14 protein-coding genes are annotated in these 16,694 nt (G+C 67.1%); 8 read left to right on the forward strand and 6 right to left on the reverse strand.

The window, feature by feature from the left end; genetic code table 11:
* Positions 1-9 precede the first annotated feature (9 nt).
* Positions 10-957 (forward strand): class I SAM-dependent methyltransferase, encoded by a 948-nt coding sequence (locus C0J29_RS05200; RefSeq protein ID WP_120791704.1) that lies wholly within the window; start codon positions 10-12, stop codon positions 955-957.
* Here the strand turns inward: C0J29_RS05200 and C0J29_RS05205 are convergent.
* Entirely contained in the window at positions 950-2,233 is a 1,284-nt protein-coding gene (locus C0J29_RS05205; RefSeq protein ID WP_120791705.1) for a metal-dependent hydrolase family protein, read from the reverse strand. The two genes, C0J29_RS05200 and C0J29_RS05205, sit on opposite strands and share 8 nt — an antisense overlap.
* A gap of 45 nt (positions 2,234-2,278) precedes the next feature.
* Entirely contained in the window at positions 2,279-3,367 is a 1,089-nt protein-coding gene (locus C0J29_RS05210; RefSeq protein ID WP_120791706.1) for an HNH endonuclease, read from the reverse strand.
* Positions 3,368-3,485: 118 nt separating this feature from the next.
* Between C0J29_RS05210 and C0J29_RS33575 the strand changes: the two genes are divergently transcribed.
* Both C0J29_RS33575 and C0J29_RS05220 read left to right on the forward strand, forming a co-directional pair.
* On the forward strand, positions 3,486-3,713 hold the full coding sequence (locus tag C0J29_RS33575; RefSeq protein ID WP_120794563.1) for an antitoxin: 228 nt from the start codon (positions 3,486-3,488) through the stop codon (positions 3,711-3,713).
* On the forward strand, positions 3,710-4,117 hold the full coding sequence (locus C0J29_RS05220) for a TA system VapC family ribonuclease toxin (protein WP_120791707.1): 408 nt from the start codon (positions 3,710-3,712) through the stop codon (positions 4,115-4,117). Before C0J29_RS33575 ends, C0J29_RS05220 begins: the two co-directional genes overlap by 4 nt.
* A gap of 5 nt (positions 4,118-4,122) precedes the next feature.
* Here the strand turns inward: C0J29_RS05220 and C0J29_RS05225 are convergent, their stop codons facing one another.
* Genes C0J29_RS05225 through recC form a run of 4 tightly spaced genes read right to left on the reverse strand, consistent with a single transcriptional unit; the run spans position 4,123 to position 13,220 of the window.
* Positions 4,123-4,851, reverse strand: a complete 729-nt coding sequence (locus tag C0J29_RS05225; RefSeq protein WP_120794564.1) for a TVP38/TMEM64 family protein — start codon at positions 4,849-4,851, stop codon at positions 4,123-4,125.
* The gene (recD, locus tag C0J29_RS05230; RefSeq protein ID WP_120791708.1) at positions 4,844-6,601 is read right to left on the reverse strand and encodes an exodeoxyribonuclease V subunit alpha; all 1,758 of its coding nucleotides are present in this window, start codon (positions 6,599-6,601) and stop codon (positions 4,844-4,846) included. The genes C0J29_RS05225 and recD overlap by 8 nt, the downstream gene beginning before the upstream one ends.
* Positions 6,598-9,900, reverse strand: coding sequence for an exodeoxyribonuclease V subunit beta (recB, locus tag C0J29_RS05235; RefSeq protein WP_120794565.1), 3,303 nt, complete (start codon positions 9,898-9,900; stop codon positions 6,598-6,600). The genes recD and recB overlap by 4 nt, the downstream gene beginning before the upstream one ends.
* Positions 9,900-13,220, reverse strand: coding sequence for an exodeoxyribonuclease V subunit gamma (gene recC, locus C0J29_RS05240; RefSeq protein WP_120791709.1), 3,321 nt, complete (start codon positions 13,218-13,220; stop codon positions 9,900-9,902). Before recC ends, recB begins: the two co-directional genes overlap by 1 nt.
* Before the next feature lie 97 nt (positions 13,221-13,317).
* Here recC and C0J29_RS05245 point away from each other — a divergent pair, with 97 nt between their 5' ends.
* From C0J29_RS05245 to C0J29_RS05265, 5 genes are read left to right on the forward strand one after another with little or no spacing between them, the layout of a single operon-like run.
* Positions 13,318-13,833 carry a nitroreductase family protein gene (locus C0J29_RS05245; protein WP_120791710.1) on the forward strand — a complete coding sequence of 172 codons (516 nt, stop codon included), beginning with the start codon at positions 13,318-13,320 and terminating at the stop codon, positions 13,831-13,833.
* 34 nt (positions 13,834-13,867) lie between these two features.
* Positions 13,868-14,701 (forward strand): lysophospholipid acyltransferase family protein, encoded by an 834-nt coding sequence (locus C0J29_RS05250; RefSeq protein ID WP_065164985.1) that lies wholly within the window; start codon positions 13,868-13,870, stop codon positions 14,699-14,701.
* Positions 14,701-15,132 carry an SRPBCC family protein gene (locus tag C0J29_RS05255; protein ID WP_120791711.1) on the forward strand — a complete coding sequence of 144 codons (432 nt, stop codon included), beginning with the start codon at positions 14,701-14,703 and terminating at the stop codon, positions 15,130-15,132. Before C0J29_RS05250 ends, C0J29_RS05255 begins: the two co-directional genes overlap by 1 nt.
* A 54-nt stretch (positions 15,133-15,186) precedes the next feature.
* Complete coding sequence (cynS, locus tag C0J29_RS05260) at positions 15,187-15,642, forward strand: cyanase (protein WP_120791712.1); 456 nt, start codon at positions 15,187-15,189, stop codon at positions 15,640-15,642.
* A gap of 10 nt (positions 15,643-15,652) precedes the next feature.
* Complete coding sequence (locus C0J29_RS05265) at positions 15,653-16,687, forward strand: patatin-like phospholipase family protein (protein WP_120791713.1); 1,035 nt, start codon at positions 15,653-15,655, stop codon at positions 16,685-16,687.
* Positions 16,688-16,694 lie beyond the last annotated feature (7 nt).

A 16,694-nucleotide genomic window follows, 5' to 3' on the forward strand; every position in this document is an offset into this window, starting at 1 on the left:
GGACTGGGCGTGGTGCGGACCGAGAACGACACCTGGGAGATCACCGAGAGTGTGGGGGCGACGGCGCTGGGCGTGGCGGCGGCTCGCGCGGCGGAGACCGAGAGCGAAAACCCACTGATCAGTGATCCTTTCGCGCGGGTTTTCCTCGACGTGGTGGGCGACGGGATCTGGAACTGGTTCGCCGCGCCGGACCTGCCGGACGAGCTGCTTGAAGCGGAGCCGCAGCTGCCCGACCAGATGCAGTCGATGGTCAACTACATGGCCTCTCGCACGGCTTTCTTCGACACCTTCTTCCTGGATGCGGCGCGGGCCGGGGTGAGCCAGGTGGTGATTCTGGCGGCCGGCCTGGACGCGCGGGCGTGGCGGTTGCCGTGGCCGGACGGGACGACGGTCTATGAACTCGACCAGACCAAGGTGCTGGAGTTCAAAGCGTCAACGCTGGCCGACCACGGCGCTGAACCGACCTGCCGGCGCGTTCCCGTCGCGGTTGACCTGCGTCACGACTGGCCGGCGGCATTGCAGCAGGCCGGGTTCGATCCGTCCGCCCCGAGCGCCTGGTCGGTCGAAGGGCTGCTGCCGTATCTGCCGGCCGCCGCGCACGAGTTGCTGTTCGAGCGGATTCAGGGCCTCGCCGCGCCCGGTAGCCGGATCGCGGTCGAGGCGCCCGGGCCGGACTGGATGGACGAAGGTGTGCGGGCGCAGCGCCGTGAGCGGATGGACCGGATCCGCGCGGTGATGGCCAAGGTGGAACCCGAACGCGACATGCCGCGCACCGACGAGCTGTGGTACTTCGAAGAACGCGAGGACGTTGGCGAATGGCTGCGCCGGCACGGGTGGGACGCGACGGTGACACCGTCCCCGCAGCTGATGGCGGGCTACGGACGGGGCATCCCCGACGGGGTGGAGGACACGTCGCCACGCACCCAGTTCGTCTCGGCGGTGCGTTCGGCTAACTGACTGTCCCCTTGATAAGGCGGCCGTTCTTGATGATCGCCGTGAATGCTTCGTCCGGCCGGGTGATCAGCGAGATGTCTGCGACCGGGTCGCCGTCGACGAGGATCAGGTCGGCCAGAGCGCCTTCGGCCACCACGCCCAGTCGTCCCGGATAGGGGTTGCGCGGCCCGGACATGGCGAGCAGTTCGGCGTTGCGAATGGTGGCCTGCTGCAGCGTTTCGGCGGGGGTGAACCAACGGGTGAGCTTGGCCAGTTGGGCGCCCTGCCGTCTGGCGAGCGCGGCGTCGAACAACGTGTCGGTTCCGAAAGCGATCTTGACGTTGTGCTTGATTGCCAGCTCGTAGGCGGTGTCGGTACCGGTGACCATCTGCTGGAACTTGGGCACATTGGCGGGCGGCACCGTCACGGCGTCTTCGTCGTCGAGGAAGGGCTGCAGGCACCACCACACGTCCTTCTCGGCCAGGAGCGCGGCCGTCTGGTCGTCGATGAGATGCCCGTGTTCGACGCAACGGACGCCGGCGGCGACGGCGGTGCGGATCGCCCGGGGCGTGTAGGCGTGCACGGTGACGTAGGTGCCCCAGTTTTCGGCGGCCTCCACCGCGGCGCGCATCTCGGCCTCGGTGAACTGGGAGACATCGAGGGGGTCGTATGCCGATGCGACGCCTCCGCCTGCCATGAGTTTGAGCTGGGAGGCGCCGCGGCGGAGCATCTCGCGCGCGCCGCGCAGCACTTCGGCTTCGCCGTCGGCGATCACGGCCGCCCCGATGATCTCTATGTAGCTGAGGTGGCCGCAGATGCCGCGGGGTACCTCATGCGGCATCCGGAAGTCGCCGTGCCCGCCGGTCTGCGAGATGAAGCCACCCGCCGGGTAGATACGGGGGCCGGGAATCGTGCCGTCGTCGATCGCCTGCTTGATGCCGAACACCGGACCACCGAGATCGCGGACGGTGGTGAAGCCGCGCAACAACGTCTCCTCGGCGCTGACGACCGCCCGGGCGAAGACGTAGCCGAGTTCGCTGACCTGAGCCACCAGCGCCGGGATGGTGGTGAACATCGCGTGCCAGTGCGCGTCGATCAGGCCCGGCATCAAGGTCTTGCCGGTGCCGTCGATCTTCGGGCCTTGCTCAGGTTGATGGTCACCGGCGGGGGATTCGGCGGCCGGGGCTGTGATCGACGCGATGAGGTTGCCGCGGAGCGTGACATCGTGTGGCCCGGTGACCCGGCCCTCGACGCTGTCGAAGATGTTGACGTTCGAGATGCGGAGCGCGTCGGTAGTCATCTCACCAAGTGTCGCTCAAGGATGGTCGGCTGATTGCGCGGGTGCTCAGCTGGGGGCCGTGATCCACCACGGCGGCATACTGATATCGAGTCTTGTGGTGTGTCGGTACCCCGACCAGGTCGGCACGCCATCCGGCTGACCCCGGTAGATGCCGCGGGCCGCAGCCACCACGCGTTCGTGTTGCGTCGGCCATTGAAGGTCTATTGCTATCTGCTCCAATGTTTTTCGGTCCCGTTCCAACACGCGATCGACGATGTGTACCGCAGGTAGTGACCCGCTCTTATCGCCGTTGCAGCGCGCACAGGACAGGACGAGATTGGCCAGGCCGTCGATCCCGGCCAACGACCAGGGGAGAACGTGGTCGACAGGGTTGTCGGATGGCAGATGCGTGCGGCAATAGAAGCAGTGGGCGCCGAAAGCGTCCTTGAGCGGTTCACGAACGAGCGCCAACGCAGTGCGTTCGCGACCGAAGAGGTGCCCTGCAACGTCCGGAACGTCCGCATCCAGAAATCTGTTCATTCGCCGCACGTCCTCGACCCACATGATCTCCAACGCCGGCTTCAGCAAACCGGCGAGCCGGGCCAGTCCATGTGCGACGCCGGAGCGCAGTACGACGGCGTCTCCGTGCGCCCGCAGCGCCGACCGTGACACGTGATCGTGCAGGAACGAATCGTCGTACAGGAATGGGTCACTCGTCGCCGCGCCCGGTAGCCGCTGCAGGCGATGCAGCGGCTGCTGGGCCAGGCAGAGCGTGATCTCGTCGATCGCCTGCCGGTACACATCGGTCGCTCGGACGGATGCCACTTCGAGCGACAAACTGCTGTGATTCGCACCCGCGGCCAGGCGTAACCGGTTGGCGGCAAAGAGGATTCGAGCTCGCGGCTGGGTGGATTGTTGCAATTCGCGTCCGTCGAACGGGCGGACCTGACGCCAGTAGATCTCCAACACCCGGCGGGCCAAGTCTGGAATGGGAACAGCGAGCGAGTCGTCGGGGTGCGTGGGCAGGTTCTCGATGCAGAAGTCGATCAGCGACATCACGGTGGCCAGCTTGTACGTCGCCGTGCGCAGCCCGGTCTCCAGAATCGCGACGACACGCTGCCCCAACAGCAATGGATCGATGCCGCCCTCAGCCATTACCGGGGTCCCCCTTCAGCCGCAAGCATAGATGTGGGTATTTCCAGCAGCATCCACACAGTGAAGTGCGAGGCACTGCGCATCTGTGCATCATGATGCAATGATGATAGAATTGGGCGTGCGCACCACCATCGATCTGCCCGACGAACTGCATAAATTGGCGCAGTCCATAGCCCGCGACACTCACCGCACGCTGAGCGAAACAGTCGCGGACCTAATTCGACGCGGTTTGGCGTCTGGAAGTTCATCAGGGAGGTCGGTGGATCCGAGGACGGGGTTTCCGGTGGTCAGCGTTGGTCGGATAGTCACGTCAGAGGATGTGCGGTCCCTGGAGGACGAGGAGTGACGACGTTGCTCGATGCAAACGTACTCATCGCGCTCGCCGTCGCGGAGCACGTGCATCATGATCCCGCTGCCGATTGGCTGGCTGCATCGAAGGCTGCCTTCGCCACGTGCCCGGTGACGCAGGGCGGCCTCATTCGATTTCTCCTTCGATCGGGACAGTCCGCGTCCGCAGCGCGTGATGTGGTCGCCACTATTGAGGCGCTGGACCGCCACGAATTCTGGCCCGACCAAATCTCATTCGCCGATGTGGAGTTCGGTGGCGTGGTCGGGCATCGGCAGGTGACCGACGCTTACCTTGCTCAACTCGCGCGAACCCACAGCGGGCAACTCGCAACACTCGACAGCGGATTGGCGCAACTGCACAAAGACGTGGCAGTACTCCTTCCGACTGCCTCACCTGACTAGGAGCGCTACGCGTCTTCTGCATCGTCAGACGTGTGGTCTTCCTCGCCCCGGCCGGGGTGACTGCGCCAGTGCCGGTACAAGTGCCGCGCCGCGAACACCCCCAGAACCGCGGTGACGCACCACACCGCGATAGCCGCGTAAGCCAACGGCGATGAGCGATCTCGGATCGAAGCACCCAACGCGGTGTAGACGAACGCTCGCGGCGCCGAGCCGATGAATGACCCGATCGCGATCTGCCACAACGGAATTCCGAAAGCCCCGAATGTGTACGAAGCAAATGCGTCGGAGATACCGGGTACGAAGCGCTGGCCCACCACCGCCCACAACCCGCCCCGTTCGATCACGAAGTCGATCCGCTCGGCCCGCTTGGGACCTACCAGTACCCGTGCGCTGTCCCGGCCGGCCCGTCGGCCGACCGTGCTTGCGACGATGGCCGTGCCCATCGCCGCACCGAGCGTCACGAAAAGACCCAGCACGGGACCGAACAACAGCCCACTGCCCGCAGCCAGAATCGAACCCGGCAGGAACATGGCGCCGAGGAATCCCGACACGATGACGTAGACCAGCGGCGCCATCGGTCCCGTCGACGTGACCGTGCGTCGCACCGCGTCGATGTCGATCACTCGCGCGACAGCCACCAGATAGAACATGGTGAGAAGGAACGCGACGAACATGGCGAGTCGCAGGATGTGGGGTCGCCGGGATGTGCCGGTGGTGCTGTCGCTGTCATCCATGGTGGCTGGCCAGTCGCCGCGCCAGTCCACTGGCCCGCACCGCCCGTCGCGAGATCGCCGCGCGCAGCGACCCTTCCGGACCGATCACCCGCACCTTCCGTTTCGCCCGGGTGACGGCCGTGTAGAACAACTCCCGCGTCAGCAGCCGCGAATCTTCAGGCGGCATCAGCACAGTCACCGCGTCGGTTTGACTGCCCTGGCTCTTGTGAATCGTCATGGCGTGCATCGTCTCGACATCGGACAGCCTGCTCGTCGCGAACTCGAGGAGATCGTCGGCACCGGCGATGACCGCTCGAAGCGCGCCCTGCTGGGCCGCGCCGGAAACCACCGTCACTCCGGTGTCGCCGTTGTAGACACCTAGTCCGTAGTCATTGTTCGTCACGAGCACCGGTCTTCCGGCGTACCAGGAAGACCAGATCGGGTCGCCGGTTGTCTCCACCAGCCACCGCTCCACCTGCCGGTTCCAATGCGCGATCCCATAACGCCCCCGGCGGTGCGCACACAACAGCCGGTGCTCGTCGAGGACGGCGAGTGCAGCCGCGGCGTCACCGAGCACCGCGGCTTGTCGCAGTGCAAGGGCATGCGGCACAAGCACTTTGCGAAGTTGCTCGGTTGGGTCCTCGGTGTCGATCCATTCGATGTGCTCGCCGCCGGAGCGCAGCAGGTCGATGGCAAGATCGGCATCGCCGTCGCGAATCGAGGAAGCCAACTGGCCGATCGACTCGCCGAACCGATGCGACGTCAGCAACGCCGCGACCCGTGCGTCGCCGCGCAGCCCCAGTCCGTCGACCAGGTCGGCGAGCACCGCACCCGCCTCCACCGACGCCAACTGGTCGGGATCGCCGACGAGCAGCAGCCGGGTGTGCGGGCGCACCGACTCCAGCAGTCGCGCCATCATCGTCAGAGACACCATCGAGGTCTCGTCGACCACGATCACATCGTGCGGCAACCTGTTGCCCCGGTGATGACGGAACCGCGACGACGTATCCGGCCGACTGCCCAACAGCCGGTGCAGCGTCGTCGCGCGCAGGCCCGAGACTCGTTGACGGTCAACCGGATCCAATTCATTCACCTGGAGCTGCACCGCCTCGTGCAGCCGTGCGGCCGCCTTGCCCGTCGGTGCCGCCAGTGCGATGCGCAGCGGTGGCCTTCCGTCCAGCTCCGCCTGCTCGGCGAACACCGCCAGCAGCCGCGCCACCGTGGTCGTCTTGCCCGTTCCCGGGCCGCCGGTCAACACGGTCAGTCCCTGCTGCACGGCGATGGCGGCCGCCTCCCGCTGTTCCTCATAGCCCGGCGGGAACAACCGGTCGATGTCGGGAACCGCGGCCTGCCCGGGAGTCGACAGCAGCGCCGAGAAATCATCCGCAACCTGCTGCTCCTCGAGCCAATACCGGTCCAGATAGAGGAGATTGCCGTCGTACACGCGCAGCACCGGCGGTGCGCCGACCAGCGGACTGGCCTGCACCGCCTGAAGCCATTCCGGCGCCGACGGCCACGGTAGGCCGTCGATCCCGACCTGCGCCTGGACCGACCTCAGATCCACACACACCGAGCCGCCGCGCAGCGCACGCACCGTCAGCGCCAGCGCCAGCGCCACCGTCGGGTCGGACTCGCGTGCCATCGCCGTAAGGCGCTGCGCGACATGAACATCGGCCGCCTCCAGAACCCCGGCGTCGTTGAACGTGCGTAACAGGTCGCCGGCGCTGGCGGCCAGTCGGCGGTCGGCAGGATCGATTGTCTCGGTGGTCATGCGGCCGCCCTGCGCGCGTCGAGCAGATCGGACAACTCGGTCACCAAATCCGGCGGCGGCGCCCAGCTGAAAACCCCGGCGGGGTGACCGTCGAGCACCGGAGTGTCGGGCCCGCACATTCCGCGCAGGAACAGATACAGCACCCCGCCGAGATGTCGGGCCGGATCGTAATCCGGCTGCCGCCAGCGCAGAAAACGATGCAGGACAACGCTATACAGCAACGCCTGCAGCGGGTAGTCCGAGTGCAGCATCGCCTCGGCCATCCGCGGCTGCGTGTAGTCGGCGGCGGTCAACGGATGGTCGGGCTCGCCGAGCCAGTTGGTTTTGTAGTCGACGACGAGATAACGGTGCCCCGACTGATCAGGAATCCGCAGCACCGCGTCGACCGAGCCGCTGAGATAGCCGCGCAGCGACTGGCTGCCGAGCGTGTCTCCGATCAACCGGTCCGCGTAGGAAGCCAGCGGGTCGTCCGCCCGGAGATGGGCGCGCAGCAACCGACCGACGTCGGAAAGCCGCAGTTCCACCTCGGCGCCCCGGACGTCGCCGCCGGCCAGCGGAAACTCGAAGTCCAACTCACGCAACCGATCCGGCAGGCCGATCTGTCGCAGCGTCAACCCGGCCACCAGCGGCCCCAGGGGCGTGTCGTGCATCGGGACCATCGCCGCGGCCAGTTGCGTCGCGGGCACGTCGACCGGCCACCACGTCGAGTGAATATCGATCTGCGCCTCGAGTTCGGCGGCGAGGTCGGCTGCGAACGGATCGGTGGTTTCCAGCACCGCGTGCACCAGCGTGCCGAACTGCGCGCCGGTCGGCAGCTCCGCCATCGGCGAGAGCACATTCGGCGCGACCGCCGCCCCGGTCAGCGGAATGTCGTGCACCTCATCGTCGAGTTCGGTGAGTTCGGGCTCGCTGCTCACCCCGACGGCACGCTCCGCGACGCGGATCAGACCCGAGTAGGAGGTGCGCCGCCAGGCGGTGTCGATGGCGCGGTGGAAGTGCCGGGTGCCGAGATCGGCGGGCGCGGTGTGGCTGGACATGGTCGGTGCCGCCGCGATCACCGACTCCTCCACGACCGGGCCGCCGGCGTCCTGCCACTGCGTCAGCCGCTCCCACGCCTCGTCGTCGGTGACCTTCATCGGTTCGCAGCGATCCGGGACCGCGGAGTCCCCGGGACGCCGGCCGCGCAACAATCGGGACAGCCCGCCGTTGGGCTCGCCGTACGCCGGAGACCACCACGCCACCACCTGCGACTGAGCCCGGGTCAACGCGACGTACGTCAATCGGCTGTCGTCGCTGGCCATTTCCTTGCGGCCCAGTCTCTCCACGGCGGCGAAGTCGGAACTTTCCTTGCCCCCGATGTGCAGACACCGCTTGCCGTCGTCGTGGAACAGCACCAGGTCCCGTTCGCCCACATTGCGGTTGAATGCGAACGGCAGGTACACCACGGGGTACTGCAGACCCTTGCTCACCCAGACGGTCATGATCTGGACCGCGGCGGCGTCGCTGTCGATCCGGCGGTTGCGTTCGGCGGCGCCGGCCCGTTCCTCCCGCTGAGCGCGCAGCCAGTCGCGAAGCGCGGGTAGGGAATAACGCTCGCGGTGCGCCACCTCCTGCAGGAGTTGCGTCACGTGTGCGAGGTCGGTCATGTGCCGCTCGCCGCCGTGCCACGACAGCACCCGGTCAGCCATGCCGCTCATCTGCGCGGCTTCGAAAATGGCGGCGACGCCCCGTTCGCGGGCGTGGTCCGCCCACTCCCGCAGGGTGTCGGCGACGTCGTCGGTGAGCGCGTCGCCGCCGGCCGCCAGGTCCTGCGCTGTTCTTCCGAAGAACATCGTGGTCGCGGCCGCCCGCACCACGCCGGGGCGATGCGGCTGATCGAATGCTTCCAGCAGCGACAGCCAGTCGTCGGCGGCCTCGGAGCTGAACACGTCGGAGTCGCCGGTGTAGACGGCGGGGATACCGGCCTCGGTAAGCGCGCGGTGGCAGGCGCGGGCGTCTTTGTGGCTCTCGACGATGACGGCGACATCGCGGGCTTCCAGCGGCTCACCGTCGAACGTCGCCGCGCTCGTCAACAGTCCGCCGATGTCGGCGGCGAGATCGCGACCGATGTGCTCGCGCAGTTCGTCGATCGGCAGGTTCTGAGTCCCTTTGCGGCCCAGTGCTGCCCGGCGCACCACTCGCAACCGGAACGGATCGTTGTGCGGGGCACCGGCGAGGCGATGACCGCGGTGCGAGGCCGCGATGTCATGCACCACGATCGCGGGGTCACCGAGTTCGGCTCCCCGCAGCACAGCCTGCAACCGGTCGACGAGAGCACTGTCGCTGCGCCAGTTCGTACCCAGTGTGCGCTTTTCGCCGGCGGTCTTTGCCGCGTCGAGGTAGGTGACGATGTCGCCGCCACGGAACGCGTAGATCGCTTGCTTCGGATCCCCGATGAGGATAAGGGTCGACCGGCCGCTGAAGGCCCGGTCAATGACCTGCCACTGAACCGGATCGGTGTCTTGAAACTCGTCGACCATCACGATGGGCCAGCGTTGGTGCATCCGCAGCCGGGCAGGGGAGTCGTCGGTGTCCAGCGCCGCGGCCAACCGGATGAGCAGGTCGTCGTATCCCAGCACCCCCCGGCGTCGCTTGCGTCTTTCCAGTTCGGCGAGAACGTCTTTGGCGAAGGCGACGCAGACCGCGGCGCGCGATCCCGGCTCCGGGTCGCGCGGCCGCAAGTGGGTGGACGGGTTGGCGACCACCGTGCGGGCGATGCGCAGTGCCTCCCGGTACGTCAAAGCGGGATCGTCGCGCTCCCGCCCGAAATGCGCGAGGTAGAGGTCGTCGACGATCTCGGTCACCAGATCGTTGAGGTCCTCGAGCAGGGTGACGCCGGTATCCGTATCACCAGCTGCACCAAGGGATTTGAGCACCAATTGACAGAACTGGTGGGTGGTGGCGATGGTGGCCGCGTCAAAGCCGGCCAGGGCGTCGCGCAGTCGCTGCTTCCGCGCGTCGCGTTGCGCCTGCGTGCCGTCGATCAGGTGCCGCACCAGATCGTTGCCATCGGCGATCGAACGGTCACTGAAAGCGGCTACCGCGTCGACGATTTGGCAGCGTACCCGCTCGCGAAGCTCCTGGCTGGCCGCGCGGCCGAAGGTGATCAGCAGCATCTCGTCCAGCGTCGCGTGGCCTTCGGCGAGGTAGCGGGTCACCAGGCCGGCCAACGCAAATGTCTTACCGGTTCCCGCACTGGCCTCCAGCACCGTGGTGGACCGCTCGGCGGGCAGTGGACCCAGCAGATCGAAGGGCGGAATCATCGGGACCTCCGCTCGGCGCGCAACTCGGCCTGCAGCAGAGGCAGCCACAGGCGAGCGGCGAAGGCGCCCAGGCGATGTTCCTCGCCTTTGGCAAAGGCCGGGTATTGCTCACCCGGCCGCAACGGTTGCATCAGGTCGGTCAGCCGCGCGTGCCGGCCCCAGGCTCTCACCTGCGCCTGGTCTTGATCCTCTCCGGGATACAGACCACTCCGCCACCGGTATTCCGCCTGCTTGACCGGGTCGTCCCCGCAGTGCCGCGCCACCGCCCAGGCGTAGGACGTCTTGATGGGCAACGGAATCGGCTCGCGGCGACCGGCATCGTAGATGGCCACCAGGTCCCGCAGCACATCCAGGGCAGGCTGCCCGGGGCGTCCCAGATGTTCCTCGCGCGGGGTGGTGCCGCGCTTGGGCCGGCCGATGCAGACAGCCGACCAGTCGCGGTCGGGTTGGTGAGCATGCAACGCCAGCAACGGAATCCACGATTGGAGTAAGTGTTTGCCGTCCAGCTTGGAATACGTCACCGACACCAGGCGATCGCCGAATACCTGGGACACGGTGCCGGTCACGCGCCGTCCGCCGAGGTCGATGTCGACGTCGTAGGTCGCGCTGTCGGTGGGGAGGTGTCCCCGACGGTGTGCCAGCGCCGCCGACGCCAGCAGCGCCGCCTGATCACGGATATCGGTGACCTTGCGCCAGCCCAGTTGACCCGGGGGCAGGGTGCCGCGCCGCCACTCCGCCTGCCGCGCGTCATCGGGAGCCAGTCCACCCAGGATGTCGCTCAGCATCCGATCGCCGACCGTCCATTCTTCGAGGGCGTTGATGTCGACCGGCATGGCATCCTCGACACCGTCGACATCCCACGGCAGCGTGTATTCCAGGGCCCGGAAGAAGCCCTTCACCGGGTCCTTGAAGAAGGCGACCAGATCGGCGAGAACCACGTCGTCCGGCGGCGGTGCCGCCAGCAGCCCGCAGATCAGCCCCGGTTGTTTGGAGCGTTCGCCGGTTGCGGAGCGCGCCGCGCGTAACACGGTCGGATCGAAGCTGAACGGCGCGTCCGGCACCAGCGCGCCGCGTTCCACATTGCGAACATCGAAGGGCTGCAAGGGATGTTCGACCATAATGCGCGAACGGACCGGCTCCCCGGTGGTCATGTCCAGGGCGTCCAGCAGCTCCGCCAGCGGGACGGCCGGCGGGCGGCGCTGGCCGGAGTATTCATTGGCGCCGGTATAGGTGATGACCAGATTGCTGGTGGCTGCCCCGATGGCGTCGAGCAGCAGCTGGCGGTCCTCGGACCGGATATCGCGCTCGCCGGTCAGTGGTTGGCGGGCCAGCACGTCGTCGCCGTCGACGACGCCGAGCCGTGGGAAGACGCCGTCGTCGAGACCGACCAGGCAGACCACCCGGTGCGGCACCGAGCGCATCGGCACCATCGTGCAGACGGTCAGGGTGCCGGTGCGGAAGTTGGCGCGAGTGGGACGTCCGGCGAGGTGTCTCTGCAACAGAGCACGGATGTCGGGCAGGCGCATCAGCGTCTGGTCGCGGGAACCCGCGGTGCGCAGCACGTCCGCAAATTCGCGTTGCATCTGGTTGGTCTGCCAGGCGTCGTCCTCGGCGGTGTGAGTCAGCAGGCCGATCCCGTCGGCCAGGGCCGTCAGCCATTGGCGAAGCGGCTGCGCTGCGGTGAGTGAGTCGACCACGCGCTGCAGCCGATCGATGTATTCCGCGAATTGGCCGACCAATTCGATCCGGTTGCTGCCGACGTCGTCTAGGGGGAGCGTCGAATCGATCCAGGCGTGTGCGGTTTCGGACATCGCGACCCCGGCCAGCACCCGGTCCAGCCCGAATCGCCAAGTGTTGTGCACGAAGTCGACCCCGAACGGCTTGCGGTGTTCCTGGTCGAAACCCCACCGGATGTTCGACTGCCGCACCCAGCGGGTGATGCCCTCCAGGTCGTCGTCGCTGAAGCCGAACCGGGCGCGCACCGGGGCGGCTTGGGCGAGGTTGAGCACTTCACTAGAGGTGACCCGGCCGCCGGCCAGCGACAGTAACTGCGACGCCACGCCTAGCAACGGATTCGTTTGCAGCAGTGAGCGATCCGCGAGCCGAACCCGAAGGCGATGGGCCGGGTGCGCGCCGTTCACCACGTCGCCGAGGCCGAAATCCGCGACGATCAACGGGGCATAGGTCTCGATGTCCGGGCACATCACCAGGATGTCGCGTGGCTCAAGGGTCGGGTCGTCGGCCAGCAAGCCGAGCAGTACCTCCCGCAGCACGTCGATCTGCCGGGCCGGGCCGTGGCAGCTGTGCACCTGTACGGACCGGTCGTCGTGGGCCAGGGTGCGGCCCTGCGACCTGACAGCATTGGCGGCGAGGTCGGCCTGTAGCCATCCGAGCAGGGTGTCCCGGCGATCAGGTTCGCCGAGAGCCTCGTCGGTCGCGGGATCGCCGGGCAGGCTTCGTTGCAGCTCGCGCAGGTCCCGTCCGAGGGTCGCCAGCAGCGGATGCCCGACTTCCCGATGGCTGGTGTCCGCACGCCGCAGTACGGTGCCCCGCACGCCGCCCAGCGCCCGCCACAGTGTGTCGCTGGGGTGCGGCAGCCACAGATGCAGGTCGTGGTGGACCGCCACCGCCTCGAGCAACTCGATCTCACTGCGCGCCAGTCGCGTGTGGCCGAACAGGGACAGTCGCGGCGGCAGCGCCGCCGGACCTTCGCGCAACCGGGCCAGCGTCGTGCGGTGCCGGACATGCGGGGGATCGGCGGGAATCGTCGCGACCAGCGCGCGCCACAGTTCGGGTTGCCAGTGCAGGTCGGTATCGAGATCGCCCAGATCTCCGGCCAGCCAATCGACGAGCAGTCCCGGACGCTGCCGGGCATACGAGGCGAACAGCCCGGCCAGGCGCCGCGCGACTGCATACCGTCTTCCCCGGCGCAACTCGGCCTCATCACCAATGTCGAAGTGTCCCAGGTGCTTTGCCAGCGTGCGACACCACGGCTCGGTCAATGAAGCGTCGATCACCTGCAACAGCGGCCAAGTCATGGCGTCCGGAGACCACGGGTCGTTGTCGACGGTGCCGACTATTTCGGCGATCAGCGACGCCGGATTGCGAAACGACACGCCCGCGCAGACGCCATCGCCGCGATCCGGCGCGGCGCCCAACCGGTGGGAGAGCCGCTGACTGAGCCACCGCTCCACGCCACGCGCCGGCACCAGCACAAGTTCCTGCGCGAACGGGTCGGGCAGCGGCCGGGTCAGTAGAGCGCCGAGACCGTCGGCAAGCAGATCGGTCCGTTCGGCACGGTGGAGATGAAGCGCCATTGCGGGCCACCATAGACCGCCCGTCCGACACGAACGCTGCTACGGGTGTACAAAGGGGCGCGGGGGGCGGGACCCGATCGTCTGACACGGAGGACGCATGGAGACCTGGGATGCGATCCGCGCACGACGCAACGTGCGCCAGTACACGCCTGAGCCGGTGGCTGACGCCGACCTGGAGCGCATCGCCGAGGCCGGCTGGCGGGCACCGTCGGCGAAGAACCGCCAGCCGTGGGACTTCATCATCGTCACGGATTCCGCTCAGCTGCAAGAACTCTCGACGGTGTGGATGGGTGCCGGCCACCTCGCCGGCGCTGCCGCCGCGATCGTTCTGGTGATCCCGGTTCCGCCGGACGAGCGCAGAAAGCTGATCGACCAATATGACATCGGGCAGGCGACGATGGCGATGATGCTGGCGGCCACCGACCTGGGGATCGGCACCGGCCATTCGTCGGTGGGCGATCAGGAGAAGGCGCGCGCCATCCTCGGAGTCCCCGACGACCACCTGGTGGCGTACCTGCTCGGCGTGGGCCACCCGGCCGATCGACCGCTGACGCCGATCCGCAAACCGAACCGGCGGCCGTTCGACGAAGTGGTTCATCGTGGCCGGTGGTGACTCCGCTCGGTCAACCGTGTGCCACTCTTGAGCGATGGGCGGCGTCGCTGATGCCCTTGAATGGGCTGGCAAGCAGATCGTGGGCCGGGTCCCCAAAGCGGACCTGGACCAGCGCGACCCGGACTTCATCCGAGACCAACTGCCCGGAACCTGGTTGCTGGCCTCGTTGTACTTCCGGGCGGATGTGCGCGGACTCGACCGCATACCGCCGACCGGACCGGTGCTGTTGGTCGGCAATCACAGCGGCGGCAACGTACCGCCCGACACCTTCGTCTTCACGCTGGCGTTCTGCTCGTATTTCGGGGTGGAGCGCCCCTTCTACCAACTCGCGCACAACCTGGTCACGCTCTACCCGCCGCTGCGCTGGCTCCGCAAGTTCGGCACTGTAGCAGCCAGCCCCGAAAATGCCCGGCTTGCACTGGAATCCGGCGCGGCAGTGCTGGTGTACCCGGGTGGCGATTACGAGGTCTTCCGCCCGTCGTGGCAGCGCCACGTCGTCGACTTCGGCGGCCGCAAGGGGTTCGTGCGGCTGGCCCGCGAAACCGGCGTGCCCATCGTGCCGGTGGCCAGCGTGGGTGGCCAGGAGACGGCGTTGTTCCTCGGGCGGGCGCAGTGGCTGGCCAAACTGCTGATGCTGGACAAGTTGATCCGGCTCAAGAGTGTGCCCGTCTCGTTGGCGATTCCGTGGGGGCTGAACGTCAGTGACCTACTGGGACACATTCCGCTACCCGCCAAGATCGTCATCGAGGTGCAACCGCCGATCGCAGTCCATGATGACGACCAAGCCGTGTACGACGAAGTGATCGCCAGCCTGCAGGCCGGCGTCGACCGGCTGGCTGCCGAGCGGCGATTCCCGGTGATCGGCTGATGCGCGTCGAACGCCGGATCGTCGTCAAGGCCGATCGAGACACCGTGTGGGAGGTGCTCAGCGACCCGGATCGCTACCCGTCCTTCCTGGCTCATCTGGAGCGCTGGGAGACGCTGACCGACGGTCCCGTCCGGGTCGGCGCCCGATACACGGTGTTGTGGAAGATCGGCTCGATCCCGGTGGGAGGTATCGCCGAAGTGGTGGAGCTCGATACAGCGCGGGATCTGGCCTGGATCAACATCACCGGTGTGACCCAGCGCGGCCGCTTCCGGTTGCGTGATGCAGGGTCGGGTCGAACCACGGTCACGTTCCGGTTGGCGTACAACTCCGAAGGTGGTCTGCTCGGCCTGATCGCCGACCGTGTGGCATCGCGCTGGGTGGGGCGTTCACTGGCGGAAAGCCTGAAAAACCTTCGGCGACTTGTCGAGTGACGCGGCACGTGAGCCAGGTCGTGCGTTGTCGGCACAAACGTGCATGCTGGGTTCATGAACAGAAACGAGATCACCGAGCAGATCGTCGTTGCCCGCCTATCTAAGGGGCTCAGTTGGCAGCAACTGGCCGACGCCATCGGCAGGCCGCTGCTGTGGACGACGTCGGCGCTGCTGGGCCAGCACCCGATTCCCGCGGATCAGGGCAAAGTCCTGGTCGAGATGCTCGGGTTGGACGAGTCCGCCGTTCCGGTCCTGGCGGCACCGCCGATGCGGGGCGGCCTGCCCAGCGCCGTGCCCACCGACCCCACCATCTACCGGTTTTACGAAGCGCTCCAGGTCTATGGCGGCGCGCTCAAGGAAGTGATTCACGAACAGTTCGGTGACGGCATCATGAGCGCGATTAACTTCAGCGTGGATCTGCAGAAGAAGCAGCACGAGTCCGGTGACCGGGTGGTGGTCACGTTCGACGGGAAATTCCTTCCCTACCAATGGACTTCGGCTCAGGACTGAGGGGACGCTGATGGTGCAGCAGCGGACCGGGAGCACGCGGCGCAAACCCGTCGACATGGTGCTGTCGGGTGGTGGCGTCAAGGGTGTCGGACTGGTCGGCGCCGTGGTCGCCGTCATGGAAGCCGGCTACTCGCTCAAACGGGTCTCCGGCGTCTCCGCGGGCTCGCTGGTCGGATCGATTCTGGCCGCCGCGTCCAACGGCGATCAACTGACCACCCGGCAGATCAAAGAACTCGCATTGACCCTGCCGTACGAGAAGTTCCGCGATACCGGCCCGGTCGGGCATCTGCCGGTCGTCGGCCCGGCGTGGGGCCTGCTACGCGAAAACGGCATGTATAAAGGCGATTTCGCCCACGAGTGGATCCGCAGCGAGCTGAAGAACCTGGGCGTGCAGACCTTCGGTGATCTGGCGCTCAGTGACAGGCAGATGCCCGCCGAGCGGCGCTACCGGCTGGTGGTCACCGTCGCCGACCTCACGACCGGTCAGCTGGTGCGGTTGCCGTGGGACTACCGGCGGCTGTACGGACTCGATCCCGACGAACAATCGGTGGCCGATGCGGTGCGCGCCTCGATGTCGATTCCGTTCTTCTTCCGGCCGGTGACCTTGACCAGCGCGGCCGGGCGCACATCCACCCTGGTCGACGGTGGCGTCCTGTCGAACTTCCCGATCGACTCCTTCGACCGGCCGGACTGCAAGTCGCCGCGCTGGCCCACCTTCGGCATCACGGTGGTTCCGGAGTTGCCCGAAAGCAACGAACAGCTGATCCCGGGGGTGGGCGCGCTGCGACTCCTCGGCCCGCCGTCCGTGCTGCTCGAGCAGCTCATCACCACCATGTTCGTCGGGCATGACCAGACGTACCTCAATCAGCCCTGGGTGAGCGCCCGAGCGATCCGGGTCGATTCGACAGCGGTCAATTTTCTGGATTTCAGCATCTCGCGCAAGGACGCCGAAGCGCTCTACAACAAGGGCTTCGAATCGGCCCAGGCGTTTCTGTCCACTTGGAACTGGGTCGACTATCTTGAGCGGTTCCGCCAGTTCCAATGACGTGACG

Source organism: Mycobacterium paragordonae, from assembly GCF_003614435.1.
Classification (GTDB): domain Bacteria; phylum Actinomycetota; class Actinomycetes; order Mycobacteriales; family Mycobacteriaceae; genus Mycobacterium; species Mycobacterium paragordonae.

Excerpts from the sequence above, each read along its gene's own strand:
- C0J29_RS05205 (WP_120791705.1), bottom strand. The coding sequence starts at position 2,233 with ATGACTACCGACGCGCTCCGCATCTCGAACGTCAACATCTTCGACAGC.
- C0J29_RS05210 (WP_120791706.1), bottom strand. The coding sequence starts at position 3,367 with ATGGCTGAGGGCGGCATCGATCCATTGCTGTTGGGGCAGCGTGTCGTC.
- C0J29_RS05225 (WP_120794564.1), bottom strand. The coding sequence starts at position 4,851 with ATGGATGACAGCGACAGCACCACCGGCACATCCCGGCGACCCCACATC.
- recD (WP_120791708.1), bottom strand. The coding sequence starts at position 6,601 with ATGACCACCGAGACAATCGATCCTGCCGACCGCCGACTGGCCGCCAGC.
- recC (WP_120791709.1), bottom strand. The coding sequence starts at position 13,220 with ATGGCGCTTCATCTCCACCGTGCCGAACGGACCGATCTGCTTGCCGAC.
- C0J29_RS05245 (WP_120791710.1), top strand. The coding sequence starts at position 13,318 with ATGGAGACCTGGGATGCGATCCGCGCACGACGCAACGTGCGCCAGTAC.
- C0J29_RS05250 (WP_065164985.1), top strand. The coding sequence starts at position 13,868 with ATGGGCGGCGTCGCTGATGCCCTTGAATGGGCTGGCAAGCAGATCGTG.
- C0J29_RS05255 (WP_120791711.1), top strand. The coding sequence starts at position 14,701 with ATGCGCGTCGAACGCCGGATCGTCGTCAAGGCCGATCGAGACACCGTG.
- cynS (WP_120791712.1), top strand. The coding sequence starts at position 15,187 with ATGAACAGAAACGAGATCACCGAGCAGATCGTCGTTGCCCGCCTATCT.
- C0J29_RS05265 (WP_120791713.1), top strand. The coding sequence starts at position 15,653 with ATGGTGCAGCAGCGGACCGGGAGCACGCGGCGCAAACCCGTCGACATG.